The organism is Sphingobium sp. RS1 (genome assembly GCF_056156825.1).
Window position 1 is genome coordinate 240,941 of sequence record NZ_JBLZXE010000003.1, and the last position, 15,908, is coordinate 256,848.

Consider the following 15,908-nt stretch of genomic DNA (forward strand, 5'->3'; position numbering starts at 1 on the left):
CGATCCACCGCCGGCCGGGAGGCGGAATGGGGGAGGGCGGACAGCGCCGCGCCCCCCATCGTCAGGCCAAGAGCCGAAGCGAGGAGGGCGTGGCGCATCGTCATCAGCGCGGCGTCAGCGTGATGCGGGTGGCGGTGGTGGCGAGCGGGATGGCATAGCCGCCCCGGTCGGCCGTGCCGCCGCTGAACGCGTAGGGCTTGCCGTCCTTGGTCGTGGTTTCGAACAGCAGGCGCGCCTTGGCTGTGGCCGCATCGACGGGATCGAGCGTCAGCACGACATTGCCGGATGTGGCGTCATAGTCGGCGCTGGCGATGCGGCCGGCCTCCAGCGTGATCCACAGGCCAGCCGGCGCAATGAACAGGCGGCGGCGGGCGCCATCCTGCGGGACGATATGGATTTTGCCCGCATCCTCCGTCACCTTGCCGCCGAAGCCGAGCCAGCCCAGATCCTTGTCCTTCACCGCATAGGTGGCCGAGGCGATCGCATGGCCGTAAAAGCCCATGCCATAGTCGCCGGTCAGCACGTCCCATTGCATCATGTCGGGCCAGCTATGGAAGGCGGCGGAGCCGAAACCCTGCTGGTCGATATTGGTGATGCCGCCCATCATGCCGCCATAGGCGACGCGCAGCAGGTGGAGATCGTCCGGGTTCTGGCGATAGGCGTCGAACAAAGGCACCGCGTTGAGCGCCGAGCCATAATGGTGAATCTGTCGCTCGATCCGCGACACCTTACCCCCATAGAGGAAGTCCCAATAGCGGCGGGCATTGCCATTATAGCCCCAGCTGGGGATGGTCGGATCATAGCCAAGGATCACTTCCTTGGTGACGTCGGCCTGCGGCTGATAGCCGAAATAGCGCATCCAGGCGTAGACTTCGGGCTGGCCGGTGGAGTCCCAGGCCATTTCGCTGCCGAACGGATATTTGAGCGTGCGCCAATGGTCGGCGCGGCCCTTCATCAGCTTCTCCATCTCGGTCGCTTGCGCCGTCAGGCCCTCGCGCTTGAGGTCTTTCAATATGTCGAGGAAGACGTCGCCTTCCATCTGGCCGAACTGCGCATAATAGGGCGCATCGCGCATCATCGCGACCGAAGTGCGATAGGCCCAGTCGAGATAGAAGCGCCAGTCATGCTGCTTCACCAGCCCCTGATTGTCGCGGGCAAGGCGGTACAGCACCCAATGGCCGATCGCGACATGGGGGTAGTTGTAGGAGCGGCCGAGATCGTCCGAATCTTTCTTCGACCAGGCGGTCCAGTTCTTCCAGTTGATCGCCGGATCGTAATAGTCCGGGAATTCCTTGGGGTCGTAATAGAAGAGGCTCTTCTTGACCGCGCCAGCCTGTGGGCCTTCGACGACCTGAAGATGGCCGAGCACGGTTTCGTTGACCATGCGTTCGAGCTTGGCGACTTCTTGCCCATCGGGATTGTCGAGCTGCTTGATCGCGGCGGCAACCCAGCTGCCCGCGCCGCCCTCGTCGCTCATCCCCGCGACCCAAACGCGGCCATCCTGCGTGAGGATCTTATTCTCTTCCCGGTCATAGGAAAGGATGGCGGGCGAGCGGTGGAAGGGGTCATCCTTGCCCTCAAACCACTGGTTCGTCGTGGTGAAGTGGCCGATATCGGCCATCACCTGCTCCAGCGGTTTGGTGATGTAATAGCTGACGGTCTGGGCCTGTCCATCGGCATAGGTGATGGTGAGGCGCGCCTGGCCCCAGCCCGACGCCTTCACATCATAGCGTGCGGAGCCGGCGCTGCTTTCGACCGGCGTAGCGGTAAGGGCGCCGGCGGGGAAGCTCTCGATCTTTGCGATCGGGCTGGCGGACTTGAGATAGAGGCTGGCCGACTGGTCGGTGGGCAAGACATAGCCGGGGATGCCGACCGCGACGGGGCGCTTGTTGGCGACCAGCGTATCCTCGATCGCGCGGATGGAGGGCGATGTGACGAAGCGCAGGCCGATGGTGCGGCTCTGGCCCGGTGCGAGCGTGATGCTGGTCGCCTCATTCCATTGCGGGCCGGCCTTGGCCCATTCCTTGTCGACAAAGCCCTTGCTGGCGACAGTCCAGTCGTAAAAGCCTTCCGATACCTGGCTGCGCGGGCTGCGGTCGGTGAAGATATCACCCTTGGGCGCGGCGCGGGCTTCAAGCACCGGGCGATAGGCTTCGAGCGGCGTGTTCTTTTCCGGCAGGACGAGCAGGGCCGGACCCTGACCGTTGAGGCGCGTTACTTGTAAATAGCCGGCGTCGCGGCCGATATAGGGATCGACGAAGCTGGCCTGCGCATGGGCCTGATCCAGATCACGGTCGAGGATGATGTTGTCGAACACCATCGGCATGCCGAGTGCGCCGATCTCGACGGGCGCGTTGCTGCCGTTGACCAGGGTGAAGCGCAGGGCGAGGACGCCATTGTCATTGACCCATTGCCGCTCGACGCGCAGTGGGATGCCAGCGCCCATGGAGGCGCTGATGTCGGCGGCGGCCAGTATTTCACCGCGCGCGACCAGCTTGACGATGGGCTTGCGGGCATGGGCTGAGGAATAATCCTGCCATGCACCGGTGCCGCTTTTCAGGCGAATATGGATGTCGCCGATATGGACATAGCCGTCGGCGGCGCGTTCCGCTTCGCGGGCGGCGGGGACATAGTCGAACGCGGCGTCGCCGCTGGGCGAAAGATGGGCCAGCGTCTGCGTGTCGGTGCGGAGCGCCAGGTCGAAAGTCGGCGTCTTGAACGCGGTCTTCGCGATCGGCGGGAAGACCTTCTTCGCGGGTTGGGCCTCGGCAAAGGCGGCGGTGGCCGGCATCAGCGCGGGCACGGACGCCAGCAGCAGCGCGATCAGGGGGAGCTTCTTGATCATGGTCGTCCTCGTCATTTCGCGGCGGGGGTGCGTGCCGTCAGGGCGGGGGGTGTTTCGCCCAACAGGTTGAGCGTGAAATAGTCGCGCAGCTTCTTCCAGAAGAAGGGCTGATAGACCCGGTGGGTGGTGTTGGGCAGGACGACCAGATCGACGTCGCGACCGGCATCCATCAGCGCCTTGGCGAGGCGGAAGCTCTCCGTCACCGGCACATTGTCGTCAATGTCGCCATGGATCAGCAGCAGCTTGCCCATCAGGTTGCCGGCGACCGACATGTTGCTGTTCCGCTCCCAGGTCGCTTCGTCCGGGTTGCCCATGGACACTTCGGGCCACCATGTCTTGTCGAGGCGCAGGTCGTGATTGCCCGAGGAGGAGACGCCGACCTTGAAGAAATTCGGGCGGCGCAGCAGGAAGCGGGCGGTGTCGTAACCGCCGGCCGATCCGCCGAACACGCCGACGCGGTTCACGTCCATATAGGGATATTTGGCGGCCATCTGGCGGATGAGGGCGATATGATCGTCCAGCCCGACTTCGCCCAGATTCTGATAGGCGGGCAGGCGGAAGGCCTGACCCCGGCGCGAGGTGCCGGTGCCGTCGATCATCACCACGATCGCGCCGATCTGTGCCACGGCATTGCCGGACACGCGATGGGCGTCGTTCCAGGTGGCGGGCACGTCGGTCGTGGTCGGGCCGGTATAGACATTGTCGATGATCGGATAGCGGCGCTTCGCGTCGAAATGCGCCGGGCGGAAGATCATGCCGTAGATGGGCGTGTGGCCATCCGCCGCGACCCCCTGAAAGGGTTCGGGCGATGTATAGCCGGCGGCGCGCAGGCGGCTGTCATCGGCGGTGGCGAGGTCCAGCACGATCTTGCCCGTCTGCCCGTCGCGCAGCACGGCGCGGGTCGGACTGGTCGGGCTGGACATCTGGTCGACGATCCATTTGCCGTCGTCGGACAGGGTCGCGTCATGATCGAGCGGTTCGGGGGTCAGTTCGGTCGGGGCGCCGCCGTTCAGCGACACGCGGTAGAGGGCGCGCCAATAGGGGTTGCGCGCCTTTTCGCGGCCGACGCCGGTGACGATCAAAGAGGATTTGTCCCCGGCGACATGGTCGACCGACAGCACTTCCCATTCCCCCCGAGTAAGCGGTTTTCCGCCATCGGGCGCATCAGGGGTGACGAGATAGAGCTGCGCCCAGCCGGACCGTTCGGAGATGGAGAGTTCTCCGCCCAGGTCTGGCGCGGGCAGGATCATGCTGGACGTCACGGTGACGAGCGGCTTGACCGCTTCATGCGCGACGATGCGCGCGGCGCCCGTGTCCGGATCGGCCTGATAGACGGCCTGTTGCTTGTAGCCGCGTTCGGTCCAGAGGATGCGGGGCTTGCCGTTTATCCAACCCATGTCGGGCGGCGAAGGATAGAGGATGGATTCTGACGGGATCGCCAGCGGCACGATCTTCGCCTTGCCCGCCTTCATCGCCTGGTCGATGTCGATGGTGAAGCGGGTCGCCTGCGGCAGCTTTTCCGCGCCGGCGAGCGGATAGACATAGGAGAAGCTGCGCGGATAAAATTTGCCCGGCGGGTTCTGCTGGGTGATGGACAGCTTCCTGACGTCGCGCGTGTCGAGCCGCCAGCTCAGCAGATAACGGCTATCGGGCGACCATGCGCCGGAGACGGGCATGTCCGGTTCTTCGGTGCCGGCGCGCAAGATATCGGCCAGTTGCGGGATGGAGCGGCCATAGGGTTGTTCACGGGTGCCGTCTGTGGTGAGGACGACTTCCTTGCCGCTCTTCACGTCAACCGCGATCAGATTGAAGTTGCGGGCGACGATGCGGAAACGGCCGTCGGGCGAGGGGAGGGAGAGGTCTTTCTGCTTCTGCTCGACGATCTTCTCGGCCTTGCCATTGGCGGCGAGGGTCCAGCGGCCATCCAGCGCGGCGAAGCGCAGGGCCTTCGTCGCCGGATCATAATCGGCCTCGGCGATATGGGCGACGTCGGCATCGACGCTCTTGCCGGTTGCGGTGGTCAATGCCGTGAGCAACTGCGCGGTCGTTGCCACCTGCGTCTTTGCCAGCGTGGCCAGATCGACGTAGATATAGTTTTGCGCGAGGCGATTGCCGGTGCGGTAGAGCAGGCCCTTGCCGTCAGCGACGAAGCGCGGGGCTACGTCTGCATTGTCGATCAGGTCGGACAGGCTCTGACCGTTGAACTTGTCCGACAGGGCGTAGCGCGCGCCGATGTCCGGCAGGGCGGCGGTCGAAGCCACCGGACGCGCGAGTGCCGGCGCCATCATGGCGAGCGGGCTTGCCATGATGGCGCAGGTCAGGGCCAGCAGGCTGATGCTTTTCGATACAGGGTAACGGACCATGTCCACGACTGCGCGCTGCCTATCATTATCAGGAGAGAGGCCGCAGTCATGACCGGTACGGGCCAATGCGTCAACAACATTATACGATATAAGATCGGTCTTTTCCTAGGCGCCTTATCGGTGTAGCGTGCGATCATCAGCAAGGATGGGATGACAGGCATGGACGACGGGCGGCAGGTTCAGGACGGCGCGATCGGCGCGTCGCCCGTCACGTCCACCGCTACCGGCATTGTTACCGGGCGGTTGCATCATATGGTGGCGCATCGGCTGGCGACGCAGATTATCGGCGGTGCGCTGCCGGTCGGCCATGTCTTTCCGGCCGAGGTCGATCATGCCGAAGCGCTGGGCATATCGCGATCGGTGCTGCGCGAGGCGTTCCGGATACTGACCGCCAAGGGGCTGGTCAGCAGTCGCCCCAAGGCCGGCACCAAGGTCAATGAACGGCGGCAATGGAGCATGCTCGACCCGGATGTGCTTGCCTGGCAGATCCAGTCGGAGCCGAGCGAGCAATTTCTGCGCGACCTGTTCGAGCTGCGCATGATGGTGGAGCCGCAGGCGGCCGAGATGGCGGCCAGCCGGCGCAGCGAAGGGCAGTTGATCGATATGGCCAATGCGCTGGACGCGATGGAGCGTTACACGCTGGCGACCGAGAAGGGGCGGGCCGCCGATCAGCGGTTTCACGGATTGCTGATGGAGGCGGCGCAGAATGAGCTGCTTTTCTCCTTGTCCAGTTCGATCATGTCGGCAATCGCCTGGACCACGGCAGCGAAGCAGCGGGTCCAGGACGCGCCGCGCGATCCCATGCCGGAGCATCGTGCGCTTTATAGGGAGATAGCCGCGCAAAACCCACGGCAGGCGCAAAAGGCGATGCGGACCCTCATCGAACTGGCGCTGGCGGACATGCATGTCGCCCTGCGCCGCTGAACCACGATCGAACAAGTCGGACAATAGGGATTGACAGCATAACCCTGCGCTCTATCATATAGTATACGATATTCGGTAGGAGTGTTTAGCAATGAAAGCCAATCGTCGCGAGTGGCTGGCAGGGGTCGCTGCCCTTGCCGTCTGCGCCGTCCCGTTCAAGGGGCTGGCCGCGATCGCGCCCAAGATTCCGCTGCGCGCAAGGCCGCTGCCGCTGACCGATGTGCGCCTGCGCCCGTCCGATTATGCGACCGCGGTCGAGGTGAACATCGCCTACCTCCTGTCGCTCAGCCCCGATCGTTTCCTGCATAATTTCCGCAAATATGCAGGCCTTGAACCCAAGGCGCCGATCTATGGCGGCTGGGAATCCGACACGATCGCCGGCCATACGCTCGGCCATTATATCACCGCTTTGGTGCTGGGCTGGCAGCAGACCGGTAATGAAGAGTGCCGCCGCCGCGCTGACTATATTGTCGATGAACTGGCTCTGTGTCAGGCGCAGCGCAAGGATGGTTATATCGGCGCGCTGGGTCGAAAGACCAAAGACGGCCAGATCGTCGATGGCGAACAGATTTTCCCCGAAGTGATGCAGGGGCAGATCAAGTCGGGCGGCTTCGATCTCAATGGCAGCTGGTCGCCGCTCTACACCGTCCACAAATATTTTGCTGGCCTGCTCGATGTCCATGGCGCCTGGGGCAACGCGAAGGCGCTGACGGTCGTGATCGGTCTGGCGGGCTATTTCGAGACGGTGTTTGCGGCGCTGAACGATGCGCAGATGCAGGAATTGCTGGGCTGCGAATATGGCGGCCTGAATGACAGCTATGCCGAACTCTACGCCCGCACCGGCGATCCGCGCTGGCTGGCGGTGGCGGAGCGCATCTATGACCGCAAGGTTCTCGATCCGCTGGTGGCGCAGGAAGATAAGCTGTCCAACTTCCACGCCAATACGCAGGTGCCCAAGCTGATCGGGCTGGCGCGCATCCATGAACTGACGGGCAAGGAGGAACCGGGCCGCGCCGCGCGCTTCTTCTTCGACCGGGTGACGCAGCATCACAGCTATGTCATCGGCGGCAATGCCGATCGCGAATATTTCTTCGAGCCCGATACGGTCGCGCTGCACCTGACCGAGTCCACCTGCGAACATTGCAACAGCTATAATATGCTCAAGCTGACGCGGCATCTTTATGGCTGGCAGCCGGACGGGGCGCTGTTCGACTATTATGAGCGGGCGCACCTCAACCATGTCATGTCGGCGCAGAACCCGGCCAATGCCGGCTTCACCTATATGACGCCGATGATGAGCGGTGCGCCGCGCGGCTATTCGCAGCCCGACGAGGACGCCTTCTGGTGCTGCGTCGGCTCCGGCATGGAAAGCCACGCCAAGCATGGCGACTCTATCTATTGGGAGGGAGACGACACTTTGTTCGTCAATCTCTACATCCCGTCGGCAGCGCAGTGGAAGGCGAAGGGCGTCGGCCTGACGCTGGACACCGAATATCCGTTCAAGCCGGATATCAAGCTGACTGTCGATACGGTGAAGCAGGGCGCCTTTTCGCTGGCGCTGCGTATCCCGGGCTGGGCCAATGGCCGCTTTGGCCTCAGCGTCAATGGCGCGCCGGTTTCGGTGACGCCCGCCAATGGCTATGCGGTCGTCACGCGCCGCTGGAAGAAGGGCGATGTGGTGGCGCTCAGCCTGCCGCTCGACCTGCGGCTGGAGGCTGCGCCGGGGGCGCCCGATGTGGTGGCCGTCGTGCGTGGCCCGATGGTGATGGCGGCGGACCTTGGTCCGGCGGAAATGGACTGGACCGGCGTGGAACCGGCGATGGTCGGTGAAGACCCGCTCGCCGCCTTCGCACCCATCGTGTCGGATCGTCCGCGTTACCGCACGCAAAATATCATCCGTCCGGCGAACCTCGCCTTCGTGCCTTTCTACAGCCAGTATGAGCGGCGCAGCGCGGTCTATTTCAAGCGCTTTTCGGAATCTGCATGGAAAACCGAAGAGGCCGCTTTCCTGGCCGAACAGGCGCGGCAGAAGGATCTGGCCGCCCGATCGATCGACATCATGCATCTGGGCGAAATGCAGCCCGAGCGCGACCATGGGCTGACGTCGGAGATCAGCTATCCCGTCTCCTATCGCGGGCGTAATGGCCGCGATGCGCGGTCGGGCGGCTATTTCGAATTCGCCATGAAGGTGAAGCCGGGGCCGTTGCTGTTGCAGGCGACCTATTGGGGGGGCGAGCGCAAGCGCAGCTTCGACATATTGGTCGACAATGTGAAGCTGGCGACGCAGAGTCTGGACAATGACAGGCCGGGCAAGTTCCTGGACGTCGATTATCCGATCCCGGAGGCGCTGACCAAGGGCAAGAGCAGCGTCAAGGTCCGCTTCGTGCCGCATGACCGCAGTTCGGCCGGTCCGGTCTTCGGCGTGCGCCTGTTCACCGCCAAGCCGGCGACGTCAGCATGAGCGACATGGTCGCGATGACCCTTGGGCAAGCGGATGCGCTGGCCCGCAAGGTGCTGGAAAGTCGGGGGCTGGCGCCCGACCATGCCGCCGCCGTCGCGCGGACGATGGTGGCGGGCGAGCGGGACGGTTGTGCGTCGCATGGCCTCTATCGCCTGCTGGTCGCCGCCAATTCGATCGAGCGCGGCGTGGTCGTGCCCGATGCGGTACCGGTGGTGAGCGAACCCGCTGCCGCGCTGGTGCGGGTCGATGGCAAGGGCGGCTTTGCGCAATTGCCGTTCGAGCGGGGGCTGCCGCTGCTGGTCGAGAAGGCGCGCAAGTGTGGCATCGCGGCCATGGCGCTCAACAATGTCGTGCATTTCGCGGCGCTCTGGCCGGAGGTCGAGGCGTTGACCGATGCCGGATTGGTGGGCCTTGCCTTCACGCCCAGCCATGCCTGGGTCGCGCCGGAGGGCGGGACCAAGCCGGTGTTCGGAACCAACCCGATTGCCTTCGGCTGGCCGCGTCCCGGCGGGCATCCCTTCGTTTTCGATTTTGCCACCAGCGCGGTGGCGCGGGGCGAGATCGAGCTGCATCGGCGGGCGGGCAAGACCATCCCGCCTGAATGGGGCTATGACGCCGAGGGCCATCCCTCGATCGACCCCAAGGCCGTGCTCGATGGTGCGATGCGCACCTTTGGCGGGCATAAGGGATCGGCGCTGGCGGCGATGGTCGAACTGATCGCCGGGCCGCTGATCGGCGACATGACCAGTGCGGAATCCATGGCGGCCGATCAGGGCCGCATGGGATCGCCGATCGGTGGCGAACTGGTGATCGCGATCGACCCGGCCGGTTTTCTGGGCGCGAGCGTCGAGGATCATCTGGGCCGGGCCGAGGCGATGTTTGAAGCCATCACCGGGCAGGGCGCCCGCCTACCGGGCGCGCGGCGCTATGTTGCGCGTGCGCAATCGGATGCGGAAGGCGTGCGCATCCCGGCGGCGTTGCACCGCGATATCTTGGCTTTGTTGGAAGGGGAAATGGCGTGACGATCTTTGGCGGCCGGACCTGGCTGCTCGCCGGCGCGGCGTTCATCAGTCTGGTGGCGCCCATGGCGCAGGCCCAGCCCGCAGCCCAGTCGGCGGACAAGGCGTTCGAGGCGATCTATACGGCCGAATATGACTGGCGGCAGAAACAGTCCGGGCCAAGCGAGGATGGTCCCAAGGATCAGGCGCTGGCTCTGCCCGACGTCGGTCCCAGGGTGCAGGCCGCGCGGCTAGCCCGCTGGGAGCAGGTGGAGAAGCAGCTTGCCGGGATCAACGTCGAGCAATTGTCGCCCGAGCAGAAGATCAACTTTGCCGTCTACAAGGGGCAGATCGATGCGATGCTCGCCGAGCAGCGCTATCGCGATTATGAGAAGCCGCTGAACGCCGACACCAGCTTCTGGGGCGATCTGGCCGGCTGGGCGCGCGATCCCGTGCGCGATGAGGCGGGGGCGCGGCGCTATATTGCCATGTTGCGCGACATTCCGCGCTTCTACGACCAGCAGATCGCGAATATGCGGGCCGGCCTGAAGCGGGGTTTCACGCCTGCGCAGATCACGTTGCAAGGGCGCGACATCGGCGTCGAGCAGGTGGCGAAGGCGAAGAGCGTGGAGGATAATCCCTTCTACGCGCCGTTCAAGGCATTGCCTGCGACCATTCCCGCCGATGTGCAGACGGCGTTGAAGAACGAGGCCCAAGCCGCGATCGCGCAGGCGGTGGTGCCGGCGCACCACAACCTGCTGACCTTCCTGCGGGAGGATTATATTCCGGGCGCGCGCAAGGATCTGGCGGCGTATAAACTGCCCGACGGCAAGGCCTATTATCAGTCCAAGATCCGCGAGTTCGTGACGCTGGACAAAAGCCCGGCCCAGATTCACCAGATCGGTCTTGATGAAATGGCGCGCATCCGCGGGCAGATGGGCGAGGTCATGAAACAGGTCGATTTCAAGGGCGACCTGCCGGCCTTCCTCACCTTCCTGCGCACCGATCCGCAATTTTATGCCAAGACGCCGCAGGAATTGCTGAACCGCGCGGCGTGGATCGCCAAGACGTTCGACGGCAAGGCGTCCGAATATTTCGGGCGGATGCCGCGCATGCGCTTCGCGATCAAGCCGGTGCCGGACGATATCGCGCCCTTCTATACCGGCGGGCGCGGCGGGCCGGGCATCTATCTGGTCAACACCTATAATCTGCCATCGCGCCCCTTCTATTCGCAGGTCGCGCTGACCCTGCATGAGAGCGCGCCGGGTCATGCGATGCAGATGCCATTGGCGGCAGAGAATAAGGAACTTCCCGCCTTCCGCCGCGACACCTATCTGTCGGCCTATGGCGAGGGCTGGGCGCTCTATTGCGAGGCGCTGGGCGAGGATATGGGCATGTATGAAACCCCCTATGATCGCTTCGGCATGCTGAGCTATCAGGCGTGGCGCGCGTCGCGGCTGGTGGTCGATACCGGCATTCACGCGATGGGTTGGACCCGCAAACAGGCGCAGGAGTATCTGCACGACAATACGGCGCTGTCCGATCATGAGATCGAGACGGAGGTGGACCGTTATATCGCCTGGCCGGGGCAGGCACTGTCCTATTATATGGGCGAGCTCGCCTTTGTGGATGCGCGCAAGAAGGCGGAAAAGGCGTTGGGGCCGAAGTTCAATATTCGTGCCTTCCATGATGCGGTGCTGGCGCTGGGCGCGGTGCCGCTGCCGGTGATCGACCAGCGCGTCGACCAGCTGATCGCCGATGGTGGCAAGGGACCGTATCCCGATGAGGAATAAGCTGCTCGCCGGCATTGCGCTGGTCATGGTTGTCGGGCCAGCTGGTGCGCAGGAAGCGCGCCAGATCAGCGTGCCGGGCAATCCCATATTGGCCGATGGCGACTATTATTCGGCCGACCCCGCGCCCTTCGTGGCGGATGGTGCGCTGTGGATCGTCGCGGGGCGCGATCAGGCGGAACCGGACGTCAACGACTTCATCATGGGCCAGTGGCAGTTGCTGAAGACGACCGATCCCAGGTCGGGCCAATGGACCCATTATCCCGACATCATCCGCCCGGAAAATGTCTTCGCCTGGGCGGAGGAAGCGCGCGCCTATGCCGGGCAGATCATCCAGGGGCCGGACAAGCGCTATTATTTCTACGCCCCGGTGCTGGAGAAGAATAGCGACGCCAAGGATCGTTTCGCCATCGGCGTCGCAGTGGCGGACAGCCCGACCGGGCCGTGGCGTGATGCGCATCCGTCGGGGCCGATCCTGTCGCAGCATGTGCCGGTGGCGAAGGATATCCAGAACATCGATCCCACCGTGCTGATCGACGATGACGGCCGGGTCTATCTCTATTGGGGCACGTTCGGCCAGTTGCGCGGCATCGAGCTGGAACGCGACATGGTGACGCTGAAAGGCGAGGGGCAGGCGATCGAGGGGCTGACCGGCTTTTTCGAGGCGCCCTGGATCATGAAGCGCAAGGGCATTTATTATATGCTCTATGCGGGGAACAAGGCGGGGCCGACGTCGGACTGTACCCCGGCCGTCTATCATGCCTGCATCGCCTATGGCACCGCGCCTTCGCCGATGGGGCCATGGACCTATCGCGGCGTGGCGTTGAAGCCCGTATCCTCCACCACGTCGCATCCGGGCGCGGTGGAGTATAACGGGCAATGGTATCTGGTCTATCATACCGCCGATGCGAAGGATGGCGGCCATTTCCGGCGCAGCGTCGCGATCGACAGGATGGAATGGGATGACAGCGTGACGCCCGCGCGGATCAGGACGGTGGTGCCGACGCGGCGACCGCAGCCGCCTTTGCCTGCGACGCGGAACATCGCGCGTGAGGCTTCAGCCGCCGCGTCCAACGATCCGGTGCCGGTGCAATATTGGATCAAGGCGCTGAACGACGGCATTACCAAGGCGGCGCCGCTGCCGCCCGACCTGTGGGGCAGCTGGTCGCCGGATAATCCTGCGAGCCAGTGGATCGAATATCGCTGGGACAAGCCGGTGACGATCGACGGATCGCGCATCTGGTTCTGGAACGACCAGCCGGCAGGGTCCGGTATGGGCGTCGCGCCGCCGGCCGCCTGGCATCTGGAATATTGGCAGGGCGAGGGCGGCTGGACGCCAGTGCCGGCCGCTGGCAGCTATGGCACGCTGCCGGGTGGTTTTCAGGCGGTCAGCTTCCCGTCGATCCGCACCCGTTGCCTGCGCGCGGTGCTGGATGCGTCGGGTGATAGCAAGAGCCATGCCGGGCTGGCCGTGCAGGAATGGGAAGTGCTGACGCCCAAGGCCGTGCCGCCTGTGGTACGGGATGGGGACTCGAAACCGGCACCGGGTTGTGGCTGACGCGACAACGAGTTGGACAGCTGATCGGGATAAGGGGCGCGGGGCAACCGGCGCCCCTTTTTCTTATCTTTCAAAGATTTGATCGCGATCCGCATCTCGCCTGCAACTTTGTTGCCGAAAAATTGCAACGGCCTTGACTCCGACAAAATAATGTAGTTGGTATACGATATAAAGTCAGGCGATCCGCCGGGGAATAAGGGGAAAGTGGATGAAGTCTCGTATGGTTTTCAACATGTCGGCGGCTTTGTCCGCGCTGGCTTTTGCGTCGCTTTCGGTCGCCGCAGCGGCGCAGGATGCGCCGCAATCCCCGGACGAAACGGCTGCCGCCAAGTCTGACATCATCGTCACCGGCGTACGCGGCAGTGTCGAGGCGGCAGCGACCAAGAAGAAGAACAGCAAGCAGATCGTCGATTCCATCGTCGCCGAAGACGCCGGCAAATTGCCGGACAATAACGTCCCCGAAGCGCTGTCGCGCGTGACCGGCGTGCAGATCAACCGCGAGCGTGGCCAGGGGCAGGGCGTCACCATTCGCGGCCTCAGCCAGGTGCAGACCACCGTCAACGGCAACAACGTCAATCTGGGCACCGACCGGTCGATCAGCCTGGCGGATATTCCAGCCGAATTGCTGAAATCGGTCGACGTCTACAAGACCCGCACCGCCGATCAGGTCGAAGGCGGCATCGCCGGCACGGTGAATGTCGAACTGCGCCGTCCGCTGGACCTGAAGAAGGGCCTGACCGTCGCGGGCAGCGTGCGCGGCGCCTATGACGAATTTGCCGAGAAGACCAGCCCCTATGCCAGCCTGTTGCTGGGCGAGCGGTTCGAAACCGGCATCGGCGAAATGGGCTTCCTGCTCAACGGTAGCTGGACCAAGACCTATTATCAGGAAAATTATGTCGAGAGCGAGTCGCCCGACACGGTCTGTTGCGAAGGCGATGCCAACAGCCCGCTCTACAATCTGCCGGCAGAATATCGCGATGCCGTCATCCCCTATCGCACCCAATATGGCACGGAGAGCGGCTATGTGACGCGGCCGTCGCTGAGCGGCGTGTTCCAGTGGAAGCCGTCCGACAAGCTGGAGTTCATTCTGGAGGGCAGCTATATCGGGTCGAAGGAGCGCCGCTCGATCGACAAGATGTGGACGCTCAACCGCGAATGGAACACGCAGTTCAGCGGTATCGAACTGATGCCGGACGGCCAGACGATCAAGAAGCTGACCATTTCCAACCCGAACGGCGTGCCGGCCTATATCGAGGGGACGTACAACACGCTGAAGCGCGACCTGTACACCACCAATTTCGAAACCAACTGGCGCCCGACCGATCGCGCGCTGCTGCATTTCAGCACACAATATAGCTGGTCGAAGGACAGCTATTATTATGTGCAGCAGATTTTGCGGCCCTATAACCTGCAATCGGCGACGATCGATTTCGTGTCGGATGCCTATTCGCGGCCGATCCCGTCGATCACCTTCAATGGCACCGATCTGAACGACGTCACCCAATATGGCGTCAACCGGTTCCAGGACAATGCCGGCATATCGAAGAACAAGGAATTTGCGAGCCAGCTCGACCTGACTCTGGAACTGAGCGACAAGAACCTGCTCCGCTCCTTGCAGACCGGCATTCGTTACAATCGTCGCGACGTCGATCGCTATTATGGCTATCGCGACGGCTTCCCCCGCGTCGATGGCAAGGATGCGCCGCTCACCGCCTTCCCCGGTGGCGATCAGGCATCGCTGATCGGACCGGATCTGGCCGGTTCGCCGCAATGGTATCGCATCCCCGGCAAGGCGCTGCTGAACAATATCGACGCGGTGCGCGCCTATATTCAGGCGACCGATCCGGGCAATGCCGTTCGCTTCTCCAGCGAATTGCCGCCGAGCGACCAGGGTCAGACCTTCACCTCGGTCGAAAATACCTTCGCTGCCTATGCACAGCTTAACTACGGCTTTGATGTCGGATTCCCGATCGACGGCGTGGTCGGCCTGCGCGCGGTCAATACCTGGGGCAGCTCGAACAGCTTCCAATATCGTATCGGTGCAGCGGCGGATGGGTATCCGCTGATCATCGAGGAAAGCTCGGGTCGCGGCAACTTCATGGATTATCTGCCCAGCGTCACCGCCACGCTGCATTTCGATCCCAAGACGCAGTTGCGCCTGTCCTACACCACCAACGTGTCGCGGCCGAACTTCTACGACCTGCGTCCCTTCTTCTTCGTCGATCCCAATGCGGCGACGCCCAATGTCGACGCCGGCAACCCGGACCTGAAGGCGCAACGCGAATGGTCGATCAATGCCAGCCTCGAACATTATTTCGGTCGGGCCGGGTCGGCGTCGATCGCAGGCTATTACAAGAAGGCGACCAACTGGACCTATTTCAGCCGGGAAGTGGCGGCCGATCTGGGTGAATATGGCCTGCCGGGCCGCAGCGGTACCATATCGCAGTTGCGCAATGCGGGCGACGGCACCTTCTACGGCATCGAAGCCCAGGTGCAGAGCTTCTTCGACTTCCTGCCGGGCGCGCTCAAGAATTTCGGTGCCAGCCTGAACGTGTCGCGCATTTTGGAGGCGCGCGTCGAATATCCTTATCCCGAGGATTTCCCCGGTGCCTTCGACTCGGTCGATACGTCGAAATGGACTGCCAACGCGGCGCTCTATTATGACACGCCCAAGTTCAGCACCCGCGTCGCCTTCAACTATCGTTCGCCCTATCGCCTGTGGGTGTGGACCGACAATCCGGCCTATAGCTGGTACAACGACGCCACCTATCGTCTGGACGCGGCCGTCAACTACACGCCGGTCAAGTTCATGACCCTGTCGATCGAAGGTACCAACCTGACCGGCAACGATCCCTATCGCTACTTCGGCAAGGATAATCTGCTGCCGCTGGGGGTCCGCACCATGGCGCGGACGGTGCAGGGCAGCATCCGCTTCCGCTTCTGATCGCGATGCGAAACTAGGCAGACAT

The 15,908-nt window shown here is 63.3% G+C and carries 8 protein-coding genes; 6 read left to right on the forward strand and 2 right to left on the reverse strand.

Annotated elements, in window-relative coordinates; genetic code table 11:
- Positions 1–103 precede the first annotated feature (103 nt).
- Positions 104–2,845 carry a DUF5695 domain-containing protein gene (locus ACNHGR_RS21120; RefSeq protein WP_475288733.1) on the reverse strand — a complete coding sequence of 914 codons (2,742 nt, stop codon included), beginning with the start codon at positions 2,843–2,845 and terminating at the stop codon, positions 104–106.
- 11 nt (positions 2,846–2,856) lie between these two features.
- Positions 2,857–5,208, reverse strand: a complete 2,352-nt coding sequence (locus ACNHGR_RS21125) for a S9 family peptidase (RefSeq protein ID WP_475288734.1) — start codon at positions 5,206–5,208, stop codon at positions 2,857–2,859.
- A gap of 150 nt (positions 5,209–5,358) precedes the next feature.
- On the opposite strand from ACNHGR_RS21125, the gene ACNHGR_RS21130 reads away from it, so the two are divergent.
- The 6 genes from ACNHGR_RS21130 (at position 5,359) to ACNHGR_RS21155 (ending at position 15,883) form a co-directional block, all read left to right on the forward strand.
- Positions 5,359–6,132 (forward strand): FadR/GntR family transcriptional regulator, encoded by a 774-nt coding sequence (locus ACNHGR_RS21130; protein WP_475288736.1) that lies wholly within the window; start codon positions 5,359–5,361, stop codon positions 6,130–6,132.
- A gap of 91 nt (positions 6,133–6,223) precedes the next feature.
- The gene (locus tag ACNHGR_RS21135; RefSeq protein WP_475288737.1) at positions 6,224–8,593 is read left to right on the forward strand and encodes a beta-L-arabinofuranosidase domain-containing protein; all 2,370 of its coding nucleotides are present in this window, start codon (positions 6,224–6,226) and stop codon (positions 8,591–8,593) included.
- Positions 8,590–9,615 (forward strand): Ldh family oxidoreductase, encoded by a 1,026-nt coding sequence (locus ACNHGR_RS21140; RefSeq protein WP_475288738.1) that lies wholly within the window; start codon positions 8,590–8,592, stop codon positions 9,613–9,615. Before ACNHGR_RS21135 ends, ACNHGR_RS21140 begins: the two co-directional genes overlap by 4 nt.
- Positions 9,616–9,677: 62 nt before the next feature.
- Positions 9,678–11,384 (forward strand): DUF885 domain-containing protein, encoded by a 1,707-nt coding sequence (locus ACNHGR_RS21145; RefSeq protein WP_475289482.1) that lies wholly within the window; start codon positions 9,678–9,680, stop codon positions 11,382–11,384.
- Entirely contained in the window at positions 11,374–12,939 is a 1,566-nt protein-coding gene (locus tag ACNHGR_RS21150; protein ID WP_475288740.1) for a family 43 glycosylhydrolase, read from the forward strand. Before ACNHGR_RS21145 ends, ACNHGR_RS21150 begins: the two co-directional genes overlap by 11 nt.
- A gap of 208 nt (positions 12,940–13,147) precedes the next feature.
- Entirely contained in the window at positions 13,148–15,883 is a 2,736-nt protein-coding gene (locus ACNHGR_RS21155; RefSeq protein ID WP_475288742.1) for a TonB-dependent receptor, read from the forward strand.
- The last annotated feature ends 25 nt before the right edge of the window (positions 15,884–15,908 follow it).

Excerpts from the sequence above, each read along its gene's own strand:
- ACNHGR_RS21120 (WP_475288733.1), bottom strand. The coding sequence starts at position 2,845 with ATGATCAAGAAGCTCCCCCTGATCGCGCTGCTGCTGGCGTCCGTGCCC.
- ACNHGR_RS21125 (WP_475288734.1), bottom strand. The coding sequence starts at position 5,208 with ATGGTCCGTTACCCTGTATCGAAAAGCATCAGCCTGCTGGCCCTGACC.
- ACNHGR_RS21130 (WP_475288736.1), top strand. The coding sequence starts at position 5,359 with ATGACAGGCATGGACGACGGGCGGCAGGTTCAGGACGGCGCGATCGGC.
- ACNHGR_RS21135 (WP_475288737.1), top strand. The coding sequence starts at position 6,224 with ATGAAAGCCAATCGTCGCGAGTGGCTGGCAGGGGTCGCTGCCCTTGCC.
- ACNHGR_RS21140 (WP_475288738.1), top strand. The coding sequence starts at position 8,590 with ATGAGCGACATGGTCGCGATGACCCTTGGGCAAGCGGATGCGCTGGCC.
- ACNHGR_RS21145 (WP_475289482.1), top strand. The coding sequence starts at position 9,678 with ATGGCGCAGGCCCAGCCCGCAGCCCAGTCGGCGGACAAGGCGTTCGAG.
- ACNHGR_RS21150 (WP_475288740.1), top strand. The coding sequence starts at position 11,374 with ATGAGGAATAAGCTGCTCGCCGGCATTGCGCTGGTCATGGTTGTCGGG.
- ACNHGR_RS21155 (WP_475288742.1), top strand. The coding sequence starts at position 13,148 with ATGAAGTCTCGTATGGTTTTCAACATGTCGGCGGCTTTGTCCGCGCTG.